Source organism: Candidatus Methylomirabilota bacterium, assembly GCA_035260325.1.
GTDB lineage: Bacteria > Methylomirabilota > Methylomirabilia > Rokubacteriales > CSP1-6 > AR19.
This window is the reverse complement of sequence record DATFVL010000279.1, coordinates 1-13871: the sequence shown is the minus strand read 5'-3', so window position 1 is coordinate 13871 and position 13871 is coordinate 1. Positions and strand designations below refer to the sequence as shown.

Below are 13871 nucleotides of genomic sequence, written 5' to 3'. Positions count from 1 at the left end.
TGCTCAAGGAGATCCGGGAGCGGCTCGGCTTCCTGATGAACGTCGGCCTCGACTACCTGACGCTCGACCGGCCCGCCGGCACGCTCGCGGGTGGTGAAGGCCAGCGCATACGGCTGGCGACCCAGATCGGCTCGAGCCTCGTCGGCGTCCTGTACATCCTCGACGAGCCATCGATCGGATTGCACCAGCGGGACAACCGGCGCCTCCTCGACACGCTCAAGCGCCTGCGCGACCTCGGCAACACGGTCCTGGTCGTGGAGCACGACGAGGAGACGATCCGCTCGGCCGACTACGTCGTGGACCTCGGCCCCGGCGCGGGCGAGCTCGGCGGCCACCTCGTCGCCGTCGGCACGCCCGACGAGATCATGGCGAACCCGGCCTCGCTCACCGGCCGCTACCTCGCGCGCGCGCTCGCGATCTCGGTGCCGAAGGCGCGGCGGAAGGGCAGCGGCCACGCCGTCACGATCCACAACCCGCGCGAGCACAACCTGAAGGGCATGCCGGTGAAGATCCCGCTCGGCACGTTCACCTGCGTGACGGGCGTGTCGGGCTCGGGCAAGTCGACGCTCGTCAACGACATCCTGTATCGCGCCCTCGCCCAGATGCTGCACCGCGCCCAGGAGCGTCCCGGGGCGCACGACAGGGTCGAGGGCGCGCAGCGCGTGGACAAGGTCGTGGACATCGACCAGTCGCCGATCGGCCGGACGCCGCGCTCGAACCCCGCCACGTACACGGGCGTCTTCACGTTCATCCGGACGCTCTTCGCCCGCACCCCCGAGGCGCGCATGCGCGGCTACCAGCCGGGGCGCTTCTCGTTCAACGTCAAGGGCGGACGCTGCGAGGCGTGCCAGGGCGACGGCCTCGTGAAGATCGAGATGCACTTCCTGCCCGACGTCTACGTGACGTGCGACGTCTGCAAGGGGCGCCGCTACAACCGCGAGACCCTCGACGTCCGCTACAAGGGCATGTCGATCGCCGAGGTCCTGGACATGACGGTGCGCGAGGCGCTCGCCTTCTTCGACGCGGTGCCCGTCATCAAGGCGAAGCTCCAGACGCTTGATGATGTAGGGCTCGACTACATCCGCTTGGGTCAGTCCGCCACCACGCTGTCCGGTGGCGAAGCCCAGCGTGTGAAGCTGGCGACGGAGCTTTCGCGGCGGGCCACGGGAAGAACCCTCTACATCCTCGACGAGCCGACGACCGGGCTGCACTTCGCCGACATTCAAAAGCTGCTGGACGTGCTCAATCGGCTCGTGGACCAGGGCAACACCGTCGTGATCATCGAGCACAACCTCGACGTGATCAAGACCGCCGACTGGATCATCGACCTCGGGCCGGAGGGGGGCGACGAGGGCGGACGTGTCGTGGCGACGGGCACGCCGGAAGACCTGGCCCGCCAGGCCGGGCGCTCCTACACGGGCCAGTTCCTCGGCGCGCTCCTCCCGGCGGGGTAGGCCCATGCGGCGGACCAAGATCGTCTGCACTCTCGGGCCGGCCAGCAGCGGGAAGGACACGCTCGACCGGCTGGTCGCGGCGGGCATGGACGTCGCGCGCATCAACTTCTCCCACGGGACCGCGGACGAGCACGCCGAGGTGGTCCGGCTCATCCGCGAGGGCGAGGCGCGCTGGGGCCGGCCCGTCGCGATCCTCCAGGACCTCCAGGGCCCGAAGATCCGCCTCGGCACCTTCGGCCCGGCCGGCGGCGGGCGCGTGGACCTCGAGGCCGGCGCGACGTTCACGCTCTGCGCGCGGCCCGTGGAGGGCACCGCCGCGCGCGCGTCGCTGAACCACCCCGAGTACCTCGCGAACGTCCGTCCCGGCGACCAGATCTGGATGGACGACGGGATGATCCAGCTCCGGGTCGAGCAGGCCACGCCCGACGAGGTCCGCTGCCGCGTCGTCGTCGGCGGGCGCCTGAGCGACCACAAGGGTATCTCGCTCCCGCGCGTCGAGCTCCCGACGTCGTGCCTCACGGACAAGGACCGCGAGGACCTGCGCTTCGGCGTCGAGCACGGCGTCGACTTCGTCGCCGTGTCGTTCGTCCGCTCGGCGGCCGACGTCGGCGAGGTGCGCGACTACCTGGCGACGCTGGGCGCCCGGGCGCCGCTCGTCGCCAAGCTCGAGCGCCACGAGGGGATCGCCAACCTTCCCGGCATCCTCCAGGCCGTCGACGCGGTGATGGTCGCGCGCGGCGACCTCGGCGTGGACGTGCCGCTCGAGGACGTACCCCACCTCCAGAAGGCGATCATCCAGGGGGCGCGCGGCGCGAGCGTGCCGGTGATCGTGGCGACCCAGATGCTCGAGTCCATGGTGACGCACCTCCGTCCGACCCGCGCGGAGGTCTCGGACGTCGCGACGGCGATCTTCGACGGCGCCGACGCGATCATGCTCTCGGCCGAGACGGCCACCGGACGCTACCCCGTCGAGGCGGTCGAGGTGATGGCGCGCGTGGCCGAGCGGGCCGAGGAGGCGGTGCTGCGCGAGGCGGTCCGCCACCGGCGGCGGGAGCGCGTGGGGGTGGGCTTCTCCGAGGCGCTGTCGGACGCGGCCGCCGCGGCGGCCCACGAGCTGGGCGCCCGCGCGATCGTCGCGTTCACGCAGTCGGGGTTCTCGGCCCGGCTCATCTCGCACGCGCGCCCCGACGTGCCGATCATCGCCATGACACCCTTCGTCGAGGTGCAGCGGCGGCTCGCGCTGTCGTGGGGTGTGTCGTCGCGCCTGATCCGGAAGGTGGAGACCACCGACGACATGATCGACCAGGTCGAGGCCACGCTGCTCGCCGACGGCGCGGTCGCGCCGGGCGACGTCCTCGTGATCATCTCGGGGTCGCCGATGTGGGTGGCGGGCACGACGAACCTCCTGAAGCTTCACCGGGTGGGCGACCGACGCTGAGAAGCCCGGCCATCCGGCGCGTGCTCGTCGTCCGGCTCGGCCTCGCCGTCGCCCTCGCCGCCGTCTGGATCGCCGCGGCGCTCGTCTGGCGGTCCCACACCGCCGCGCGCGACGAGGAGGTCCTGGCGGGGACCCTCGCCGCGGTCCGCGCGGTCGTCGATTCGGCGCAGGGCGACATGCGGCGCGAGGCGGCGCTGCTCGCCGAGGACCCCGCGGTCCGGGAGGGCGCGCTCCGGAGCGACTGGGCCACGCTCGCGCGCGGCGCGTCGCCTCGGATGGCCGCCCTCACGCTCCAGCGCGTCGCCGACCTCCTCGTCGTCCTCGACGCGGCGGGCGCGCCCCTCGTCCAGGTCCCGGCGACGCCGCGGGTCCCGCTGCCGGCGTTGCCGCGGTCCGCGGAGCCCGTGGCGCGGCTCGGCGTCGTGGGTGACCGCGTGTACGTGCTCGGGTGGGCCCCGCTGCCCGTCGGCGCGGTGGTCGTCGGCCGCAGGTTCGAGTCGCTCGTCGGCCCGCTCGCGGGCCTGCCGTCGCGCCCCGCGCTCGTGGTCCTCGCGGGGGACCGCGCGCTCGCCGGGAGCCTGCCCGGCCTGCCCGCGACCGGGTGGGAGGCCGCGACGCGCGCGCGGATGGTCTCGCTCGCGGGCGAGACGTGGCACGCGCATGCGCTCGACGCGGCGGGCGGTCTGTGGGCGCTCGTCCCCGACCACGGGCGCATGGCGGCCGCGCGGCGCTTCTGGTTCTGGTGGGCGGTCTCGCTCAGCGCCGCGAGCGGGGGCGTCCTGGCGTCGGCGCTCCTCGCGCCCCGGCGGCGTCCGCGCGGCGCCCGGCCGGCCGGCGACGAGCGGCGCGGCAAGCAGCTCGAGGCGCTCTACGCGGTCGCGCAGACGATGGGGACCGGCGAGGACCTCGCGGTCACCGCCGAGCGCACGCTCGACGTCGTCTGCAGCTTCGCGCGGATCGAGTTCGGCGGCGTCTTCCGCTTCGACGAGGCCGCCCAGACCCTGGCCCTCGTCGCCCACCGGGGCCTGTCGCCGGAGGACGTCGAGCGCCTGCGCGTGCGACGGCTCGACCAGAGCCACGTGGGCGAGGCCATGCGCACCGGCCGCTACGTCGTCACCGACCTCACGCGGTCGCGCGTGCTCACGCCGGAGGTGCGCGAGCAGGTCCGGGTCGGCGGCTACCGCTCCCAGCTCGCGCTGCCGATCACCGCGGACGGCCGGATCTGGGGCGTGATGGCGTTGATCTCGCGGGAGCCCCGCGCGTGGCCGGAGGACGAGCTGACCCTGCTGCAGGCGGTCGCGCACCAGGTCGGCCTCGCCGTGTCGCGCGCCGCGCTCTTCGCCGAGGCGCGCGAGAAGAGCCGGCGGCTCGAGACGCTGACGCGGCTCGCGCAGACGCTCACCGCCACGCTCTCGGTCGACGAGGTCTTCCGCGGCGTCGTGGACGCGGGCGTCGAGCTGTTCGGCTCGAGCGTCGCGCGGCTCTGGCTCGTGGACGACGACGGTGAGCACGCGTCGCTCTGCGCGGAGGCGGGCGCCACGTCCGCGGTCGAGGGGATCCGGCGGTTCCGTCTCGGCGAAGGCCTGGTCGGCGCCGCGATGGCCCGCCGGAGTCCGGTGACCGTGACGGACGTCCTGCGCGACCCGCGGACGCGCAACGCCGAGCGGATCCGCGCGGAGGGCACGGTGTCGGTCGCGATCGTGCCGCTCCTGCTCGGCGACCGCGTGCTCGGGGCCCTCTCGATCGGCGTGCGCGAGCCGCACGGCTACACGGCGGAGGAGCTCAGCGTCCTCGGCTCGCTCGCGCTCCACGCGGCGAACGCGATCCACAACGCGCGCCTCTTCACCGAGGAGCGCACGCGGCGCGCCTACCTCGCGGCGCTCCTCGAGATCAACACGAAGATCGGGAGTCTCGCCCCCACGGACGCGCTCCTGTCCTCGATCGCCGAGGAGGCCGCGCGGCTGCTCGGCGTGGACGACGCCGGCTTCCGCCTGGTCGAGGGGGACGAGTTGGTCCTGGCTGGGCTCGCGGGCACCGCCCGCGAGACCATGGTCCGGCCCCGCCTCAAGATCGGCGAGAGCCTCTCCGGCAGGGTGGTCGCCAGCGGCCGGACGCTCGTCTGCGAACTCGACAGTGTGCCCGACATCGCGCCGGAGGCGCTCGGCGCCGATCGCCGCCTCGGCTACACGATGTTCCTCGGGGTGCCGCTCAGGGTCGGCGAGCGGACCATCGGCGTCCTGACCTTCCGCGCCCCGCGCCCCTTCACGCGGCACGACCAGGAGCTGGCCGAGGCCTTCGCCGGCCAGGCGGCGATCGCCCTCGAGCACGCGCGGCTCTATCGCGAGGCGGGTCGGCAGGTGGAGCGCATGACCGCGCTCGCGGGCCTCGGGCGCCTCCTCTCGGAGACGCTCGACTTCGACCGCGCCGCCCAGCGGGTCGCCGACAGCGTCTGCGAGCTGCTCGGCGCGCGCTCGTCCTGCCTCTACAGGCTCGACGCGGCGACGGGCGCGCTCGTCGCCGTGACGGTGTCGAGCGGGGCGTCGTTCCCGTGGACCGACGTGCTCCCGCCGGGAACGGGCATCGCCGGGCTCGCGGTGCGCGAGCGCGTGCCCGTCGCGAGCGACGACGCCCTGGCCGACCCGCGCATCACGTACACGGACGCGGTCCGCGCCCGGGTCGCGCGCGAGCCCCACCGCGCGCTGCTCGCCGTGCCGCTGCTCGTCCAGGACCGGCTGCTGGGCGCCCTCGCGGTCAGCGACCGGGCCGGCCGGCACTTCGACGACCAGGAGATCGGCCTGGCGCGCGCCTTCGGCGACCAGGCGGCGCTGGCCCTCGAGAACGCGCGCCTCTTCTCCCTCGAGACGGCGCGCCGCGAGCAGATCGCGACGCTCGTCGAGATCGAGCGCGAGCTCGCCGCCGAGCTCGATCCCGACCGCCTCCTCTCGCTGATCGTCGAGCGCGTGACGCGCCTGTTCGCCGCCAACGGCGTCATCTACCTCGTCGAGGACGGGCGGACGCTCGTGCCCCGCGCCTGGACCGATGGCGGCGCGATCCCCGGCGTGGCCGTGGAGATCGGCCAGGGGCTCGTGGGCGCCGCCGCCGAGCGACGCCGGGGCCTCGTCGTCAACGACTACGCGGGCTCGGCCTTCGCGCTGCCCCGGTGGGCGGAGCTCGGCGTCCGCCGCGCGATCGGCCAGCCCCTCGTGATCCAGGACCGCCTCCTCGGCGTGATCGGCCTCAACCGCGTCGGCGACGACGCGGCGCCGTTCCTGCCCGAGGACCTCGTCGTGCTCGAGAGCTTCGCGGCCCGCGCCGCGATCGCCCTCGAGAACGCGCGGCTCTACCGCGAGGCGCGCGAGCACGCCGAGCGCCTCGCCGCGCTCGAGGAGGTGAACCGCCTCGTCTCGTCGTCGCTCAAGACGGAGGAGGTCCTCCACAACATCGCCGCGGCGGCGGCCCGGTTCTTCGGCGCGGAGTTCGTGAGCGTGTGGGTGCTCGACGAGGGGAGCCGCCGGCTCACGCGGTCCCTGACCTTCGGCCCGCCCGAGGCGGCGGTGGTGCTGCCGCACGCGCTGGCGCTCGGCGAGGGCGCGATCGGCTGGGTCGCGCTCCACCGCGAGCCGCTGCCGTGGACGGACGTCGAGACGGACGCCCGCGTCGTCGACGGCTCGCGGCTGGCGGGACAGGGCCTCCGGTTCATCACCGCGTACCCGATCGCGATCGGCGACCGTGTGCTGGGGGCGTTCGCCGTCTACCGGCCGACGCCGACCCCGGTCACGCCCGAGACGGCGTCGCTCCTCGGGTCGCTCGCCGCGCAGGCGGCGGTCGCCCTCGACAACGCGCGGCTCTACACCGAGACCCAGCGGCGGCTCGAGGAGACCCGGGCGCTGCTCGAGGTGGTCGAGATCCTCAACTCGACGCTCGACAGCAAGCAGCTCCTCAAGCGGGCGGCGATGAAGATCGCGCAGGTCTGCCGCGTCGACCGCTGCTCGCTGGAGCTCTGGGAGGGCGGGCAGGTGACGCCGCTCATGTCGCAGTTCGCCGACGGGCGGAAGGCGCCGGAGCAGTGGGCGGCCTTCAAGGCGGTGGCGGCGCGGCCCATCCTCGACATTCCGGCGAATGCGCTCGCGCGCAAGACGCGGCGGCCCGTCATCGTGAACGACACCGCGCGGGACACGCTGATGCCGCAGGAGTGGATCGAGACGTTCGGGCTCAAGTCCTACCTCGTCGTGCCGATGCTGCGGCAGGAGCAGGTCATCGGCGTCATGACGCTCGACTACTGCGAGCGGCCGACGCCGTTCGAGCCCCGGCAGGTGGACCTCGCGATGACGATCGCGGGCGAGCTCGCCCTCGCGCTCGAGAACACGCGCCTCTACGCGGAGGCCCAGGAGCGGCTGCGCGAGACCGCGACGCTCCTGGCGGTCGGCGAGATCCTCTCGCGCCCGGGCCCCGTGCCCGAGCGCGTGCGCGAGGTCGCACGCGAGGTGGCGCGCGCCACGGGCGCGAACACCGTCGGCGCGTACTTCCTCGACGCGAAGCGCGAGAGCCTCGTGCCGCTCGTCGGCTACCACGTCCCGCGGGAGCTACTCGAGGGCTTCATGACGCGCCCGATCGTGCTCGCGCGGAACCCCGAGCTCCTGCCGGCCTGGGAGGCGGGGCGCGCGACGTGGACCTCCGACGCGCGGGCCGACCGCCGCTTCGACCAGGACTGGATCGGCACGCTGCCGCCCCTCTCGGTGCTCTTCGCCGCGGCCACGGCGCACGGCGAGCCGATCGGCGCGCTGTTCGTCGTGTGGTGGCGCCCGGGGCACGAGTTCCGGCCCGCCGAGATCCGCCTGGTCGAGGGCGTGGCCGCGCAGGTCGGCCTCGCGATGGAGAACGCGGAGCTGGCGCGGCAGACCCAGGCGAAGCTCCGGGAGACCGAGACGCTCCTGTCGGTGAGCCGCGCGCTCTCCTCGACGCTCAACCGCGAGGCGCTGCTGCGCCACTTCCTCCGCCGCGTCACCGCGGCGATGGACGCCGATTCCGCGGGCGTCTGGATGCTCGCGGACGACGAGGAGACCCTGGAGCCGGTCGCCGGGTATCACCTCCCCCGCGAGTTCCTCGAGTCCCTGCGGGGCATGCGCCCGTCGATCCTGGAGCATCCCTTGTGGGCGGAGGCGGTCCGGACGAAGCGGCCGGTCTTCTCGACGGACGTCGCCGCCGACGCGCGCATCCCCGACTTCGCGAAGAAGCCGTTCCCGCACCGGTGCCAGCTCTTCGTCCCGATCGTCGCCCGGGAGCAGGTCATCGGCGGCCTCTCCCTGATCTGGTGGCAGCGCGCCCACGATTTCTCCGACGGCGAGATCGCGCTCATGGAGGCCATCGCCAACCAGGCCAGCGTCGCGATCGAGAACGCGCGTCTCTTCGAGGAGAACCGGCGCCAGGTCGAGGAGCTGTCGGTGCTCCACGACCTGTCGCGCGCCGTCACCGGTGAGCTCGACCGCGCGGCGCTCCTCGACGCGCTCTACGCGCAGGTCGCGCGCATGCTGGACGTCCGGAACATGGTCGTCGTGCTCCACGACGCCGAGCGGCACGAGCTCGAGATCGCCCTCCGCATCGTGGACGGCGTGGCGGACGCGCGGGCCCCGCTCCGCTACCCGGACCGCACGGTGGGGCTGATGTCGCTGGTCCTGACGACCGGGCGCGCGCTCCGGACCGACGACTACGCGCGGGAGTGCGCACGCCACGGCGTCGAGCCGATCCGGACCTCCGCCGAGCTGCGCCACTGGCTCGGCGTGCCCATGCTGGCGGGCGACGTCCCGATCGGCGTGGTGGCGCTGCGCGGCGGCGCCCGGGCGTTCAGCGAGGACGACGAGCGGGTCCTGACCAACATCGCCCAGCTCGCGGCGCTCGCCCTCCGCAGCGCGCGCCTCTTCGAGGAGCGCGCCCACGCCTACGTCGAGCTGGCGACGGCGCAGGACCAGCTCGTGCGGACCGAGAAGCTCCGCGCCCTCGGCGAGATGGCCTCGGGCGTCGCGCACGACTTCAACAACATGCTCGCGTCCATCCTGGGCCGCGCCCAGCTCACGCTCCAGAAGGTCGAGAACCCGCAGCTCCGCCAGTGGCTCCAGGTGATCGAGCGCGCGGCGCTCGACGGCGCGGCGACGGTGCGGCGCCTCCAGGAGTTCACACGCATTCGCCGCGACCAGCCGTTCGTCGCCGTCGACCTGAACCAGGTCGTCCGCGACGCGCTCGAGATCACGCAGTCGCGCTGGCGCGAGGAGCCCGTGAGCCGCGGCGTCACCGTGGAGGTGCGGACGACGTTCGGTGAGCCGCCGCGCCTCGCGGGCGACCCGGCGGAGCTCCGCGAGGCGCTCACGAACCTCATCCTGAACGCGCTGGACGCGATGCCCGAGGGGGGCGTGCTCACGCTCACGACGGCCGAGGAGGCCGGCGCCGCGGTGGTGATCGTCTCCGACACCGGCGTCGGGATCCCGGACGCGGTCCTGACCAAGATCTTCGACCCGTTCTTCACGACCAAGGGCCCGCAGGGCACGGGGCTCGGCCTGTCGATGACCTACGGGATCGTCGAGCGCCACGGGGCGCGGATCAACGTCGAGAGCGCGGAGGGCCGGGGCACGACCTTCCGTCTGACCTTCCCCGCCGGGCCGCCGGCGGAGCCGCCGGCGCCCGCCGCGGCCGAGCCGGCGGGCACCGACGCCTCGCTCCGCTGCCTCGTCGTGGACGACGAGCCGGCCGTCGGCGCGATGCTGCGCGACGTCCTGGAGAGCGGCGGGCACCGCGCGGCGGTCGTCGCCGACGGCGCCGAGGCCATCGCGCGTTTTGGCGCCGAGCCCTTCGATGTCGTCTTCACCGACCTCGCGATGCCGCGCGTCTCCGGCTGGCAGGTGGCGCGCGCGATCAAGGAGATGGCGCCCACGGTTCCGGTCTTCCTCGTCACGGGCTTCGGCGTCGAGCTCTCGGAGGAGGAGCGCCGGGCCCACGGGGTCGACCTCGTGCTCGTGAAGCCGATCGAGATCCACAAGATCCTGGACGTCGTCGCGCAGGCCGCGCGGCGCCGCGCCCGGTCCACCCGGACGGAGGACCAGCGATGATGACCTGGAAGACCCTGACCCTCGACCGGCGTGACGGGGTCGCGACCCTCACGCTGAACCGCCCCGACGCCTACAACGCGCTCAACCTCGAGCTCGGGCGGGAGCTCTTCCACGCCGTGCTCGAGCTGGACGACGACCCCGCGGTCCGCTGCGTCGTCATCACGGGCGCGGGCAAGGCGTTCTGCGCCGGTGGTGACGTGAAGGACTTCGCGGACAACCTGCCGCGGATCGGCGCGCTGGTGAAGGAGCTGACGACCTATCTGCACGGCGCCGTCTCGCGCCTCTGCCGGAGCGACAAGCCCGTGATCACGGCGGTGAACGGCGTGGCGGCGGGCGGCGGCTTCTCGTTCGCGCTCTGCGGCGACCTCGTCATCGCCGCCGAGTCGGCGCGCTTCACCATGGCGTACTCGAAGATCGCGGCGACGCCCGACGGCTCGTCGTCGTACTTCCTGCCGCGGCTCGTCGGCCTGCGCCGGGCGCTCGAGCTCTACCTGACGAACCGCGTGCTCTCGGCGCGCGAGGCCCTCGAGTGGGGGCTGGTGACGCGCGTCGTGCCGGACGCCGAGTTCAAGGGGGCCGTCGAGGCGCTCGCGCGCGAGCTCGCGCAGGGACCGACGAAGGCCTTCGGCGGCGCCAAGCGCCTCTTCCACCAGTCCACGTGGGAGAGCCTCGAGACGCAGATGGAGCTCGAGGCGCAGGCGATCGCCGCGAGCGGCCACACCGAGGACTTCGCGGGCGGCGTGACGGCGTTCGCCGCGAAGAAGCAGCCGACCTTCAAGGGGAGGTGACGCATGAGCCGGCCCAGGTACTTCTACCGTCCGGGCTGATCGTCCTGCGCCAAGACGAAGGAGCTGCTTTCGTCTTGGGGGGTCGAGTTCGACCCGGTCGACGTGCAGGCCCATCCCGAGGCGTTCGCCGAGCTCGAGCGGCTCGGCGTTCCGCGTGTGCCCGCGGTCGCCGTCGGCGGCCGCGCGGTCCACGGCTGGAACCCGCCGGCCTACGCCGCGCTCCTCGGCGTCGCGTACGCGGCGGCGCCGAAGCTCGCGCCCGAGGAGCTCGGGCGGCGGCTCGACCGCATCCTCGAGTCCGCGCAGGAGCTCGTCCGCCTGTTCCCGGCGGAGCGCATGGACTGGATGCCGCCCGAGCGGAAACGGACGCTCCGCGACTTCGGCTTCCACGTCTTCCGCGTCGGGCTCTCGTTCGTGGACGCGATGGACATGGGCGAGCTCCCGGAGCGCTGGTTCGACGAGAAGGCGCCCGCCGACCTCGGCGACGGCGCGGCGATCGCGCGCTACGGCGCGCTGGTCAGGGGGCGGATCGGAGGCTGGTTCGAGGGCGCCTCGCCGCGCGAGTTCGAGCGCGTCGTCCAAGTCTACTACGGGCCGCAGGGAGGCCACGAGCTGCTCGAGCGGACGACGTGGCACGCCGCCCAGCACCTGCGCCAGCTCTACGTGCTCGCCGGCCGCCTCGGGATCGCGCCGCCGGCCCCGCTGCCGACGAACGCCTTCGAGGGCCTGCCGCTGCCCGACGCGCTCTGGTGACGGTGATCGACTACGACCAGGGGCTCGCCCGCGCCTATCACGCGGGACGCGCCATGTCGGAGGCGATGGGCCGGCTCTGGATGGAGGCCCTCGCCCGCCATCTTTCCGCGCGCGCGGGCCTCACGATCCTCGACCTCGGCGCCGGCACCGGGCGCTTCTCGCCGCTCCTCGCCGACGCGTTCGGCGCGCGCGTCCTCGCCGTCGAGCCGTCGGACATGATGCGCGCCGAGGCCCAGCGGCACCACCCGCACCCGCGCGTCGCGTATGTCACGGGCTCGGCCGAGCGCGTCCCCGCGGGCGACGGCGAGTGCGACGCCGCGTTCCTCTCGATGGTCGTCCACCACGTGCGGAACCTGGCCGCCGGGGCGCGCGAGCTCCGCCGCGTCGTCCGGCCCGGGGGCGTCCTGTTCGTCCGCAACGTCTTCGCCGGCCGTCTCACGGGCGTGCGCTACTTCGAGTTCTTTCCCGAGGCGCGGGCGCTCGACGAGGCGCGGCTCCCGACCGTGGCGGCCGTCCGCGACACCTTCCTCGCCGCGGGCTTCGCGTACGTGGCCTTCGAGAGCGTGTGGCAGGAGATCGATCCGAGCCTCGCGGCGCACTACGAGCGGATCAAGCGGCGGGCGCTCTCGACCCTCGCGCTCCTCTCCGACGCCGAGTTCGAGGCCGGGCTCGAGCGGATGCGGCGCGCGGCGGAGGCGGAGACGCGGCCGCGGCCGGTGACCGAGGAGATCGACCTCCTCGTCCTACGGCGCGTGGGGTGCGTGACGGAGGCGTGACGCGACCGACTATGGCGTGACCGTCGTCACGACCGTGGCGGTGTTGCTGGTTGGATCAGGATCGGTCTCGTTCGCGATCACGGTCGTCGTGCTGCTGACGTCGCCCACTCGTGGCCGATCAACCGAGTAGCCCGGGTACGTCGCCGCGTTGATCTCCTGAATATTCGTAAATCCATCGCCGTCGGAGTCCTCACCGTCGATCTGCGTGAAGTCGAGGCTGTTCGCAAGGTTGATCGTCGCCTGACTGCCGCACGCGATAAACGTACCGGGAGGCATGGCGGGGAGAAGGACCTTCTCGAAGAAGCGGACGCCGTAGCGATTGAGACTGTCGCCCGCGCCCAATCCGCCCGTGTGGCACAGGCCGGAACAACTGCCGTTCGGATAGATGTTGGGATAGTCCGTGAGCTTCGTATTCACGGTTTGCGGATACGTCACCTTGAATCTGTCGAGGAATTCAGGACACGCGTCGGCAGGGCGGCGCGTGACCACGATCCATCCCGTCAAGAGCAAGGCGCCGCCGACGACCGAGAAGACCGTGAGCCTGCCTGTCCGCCTCGCGCGCATCATCCCACCTCGTCTATGGAGCTCTCTTGTTGGGGGTGACGACGATCGTCACGGTGGCCTTGGCGTCCTTGGCAAGATTGCCGAGGTTGCAGATGACGGTTTTGCCGACCACGACCACGGCTCCCTGCACGGAGCAGGTCCCTTGCGTGGGTGGGGACACGGCGAAGGACACGAAAGTCACTTCGGGAGACAGCGTCTCGATCAACGTGACTGCGGTGGCCGGGTCCGGGCCGTAGTTCGTGACGGTGACCGTGTAGGTGAGAGGACTCCCCTCAATCGTCGGCTCGGGCGAGGCGGTCTTGGTGACGACGAGGTCGGCGAGCCCCGGCGCCTTGCCGGCAATCTTGGTGACGAACGCCTCGAAGGGTCCGAGGTGGTTGGTGCCCTGGTAAGGATTCACCAAGGGGAAGCCGGTGATCGAAGCGGTCTGGCCTGTGACGTAGGCGTTACCGGAGGCGTCCACGGCGATGCCGAGGCCTTCGTCCCACTCGCTGCCGCCGAGGTAGGTCGAGTAGGTCACCGTACCGATCGGATTCAGCTTCACCACGAAGGCGTCACCATAGCCGCCGCCATACATGGGCTGAAAGGGACGAACCATGGGGAAGCCCTCGTTCCCCGGCGTCGTGATCGGAGGCGCGGGATCGTCGCGCGACACGGTCCGTCCCGTCACATACGCGTTCCCGCCGGCATCCACGGCGATGGCGTTGCCGATGTCGCCGAGGCCATCACTCGAACCGACGATACCCCCGAGAAACGTGGAGTAGACGAGGGCCGAGCCGGCGAGATCGAGCTTCGTCACGAACGCGTCGCGGAAGCCGCCATAAATGGCCTGAAAGGGATCCGCGACCGGGAAGTCGGCCGAGCCGGTATAGCCCGTCACGTAGGCGTGACCGGCGGCATCCACGGCGATGCCGTTGCCTATGTCACCGGCGGTGCCGCCGAGGAAGGTGGAGTAGACGAGCGCGGAGCCCGCGGCATTGAGCTTCGTCACGAAAGCGTCG

8 protein-coding genes and 1 pseudogene are annotated in these 13871 nt (G+C 72.7%); 7 read left to right on the top strand and 2 right to left on the bottom strand.

Going from position 1 to position 13871, the window contains the following annotated elements; all coding sequences use genetic code 11:
• From uvrA to VKG64_17865, 7 genes and pseudogenes are all read left to right on the top strand, one after another.
• Window positions 1-1454, top strand: a 1454-nt coding sequence (gene uvrA / locus VKG64_17895; protein ID HKB26911.1) for an excinuclease ABC subunit UvrA, incomplete at its 5' end; no start/stop codon positions are given.
• 4 nt (window positions 1455-1458) lie between these two features.
• Window positions 1459-2892, top strand: coding sequence for a pyruvate kinase (pyk, locus tag VKG64_17890; GenBank protein HKB26910.1), 1434 nt, complete (start codon window positions 1459-1461; stop codon window positions 2890-2892).
• Between the two features lie 20 nt (window positions 2893-2912).
• Window positions 2913-9989, top strand: a complete 7077-nt coding sequence (locus VKG64_17885; GenBank protein HKB26909.1) for a GAF domain-containing protein — start codon at window positions 2913-2915, stop codon at window positions 9987-9989.
• Window positions 9986-10777: an enoyl-CoA hydratase gene (locus VKG64_17880; protein HKB26908.1), complete on the top strand. Its 792-nt coding sequence runs from the start codon at window positions 9986-9988 to the stop codon at window positions 10775-10777. The genes VKG64_17885 and VKG64_17880 overlap by 4 nt, the downstream gene beginning before the upstream one ends.
• A 57-nt stretch (window positions 10778-10834) precedes the next feature.
• Window positions 10835-10951: pseudogene (locus VKG64_17875) on the top strand (glutaredoxin domain-containing protein).
• Window positions 10934-11530 (top strand): DinB family protein, encoded by a 597-nt coding sequence (locus tag VKG64_17870; protein ID HKB26907.1) that lies wholly within the window; start codon window positions 10934-10936, stop codon window positions 11528-11530. Before VKG64_17875 ends, VKG64_17870 begins: the two are co-directional and overlap by 18 nt.
• Window positions 11527-12306, top strand: a complete 780-nt coding sequence (locus tag VKG64_17865) for a methyltransferase domain-containing protein (GenBank protein HKB26906.1) — start codon at window positions 11527-11529, stop codon at window positions 12304-12306. Before VKG64_17870 ends, VKG64_17865 begins: the two co-directional genes overlap by 4 nt.
• Before the next feature lie 9 nt (window positions 12307-12315).
• Here the strand turns inward: VKG64_17865 and VKG64_17860 are convergent, their stop codons facing one another.
• Together VKG64_17860 and VKG64_17855 are read right to left on the bottom strand one after the other, a co-directional pair.
• The gene (locus tag VKG64_17860; protein HKB26905.1) at window positions 12316-12873 is read right to left on the bottom strand and encodes a hypothetical protein; all 558 of its coding nucleotides are present in this window, start codon (window positions 12871-12873) and stop codon (window positions 12316-12318) included.
• Between the two features lie 10 nt (window positions 12874-12883).
• The coding region (locus tag VKG64_17855) for an SBBP repeat-containing protein (protein ID HKB26904.1) at window positions 12884-13871 on the bottom strand (988 nt) is incomplete at its 5' end.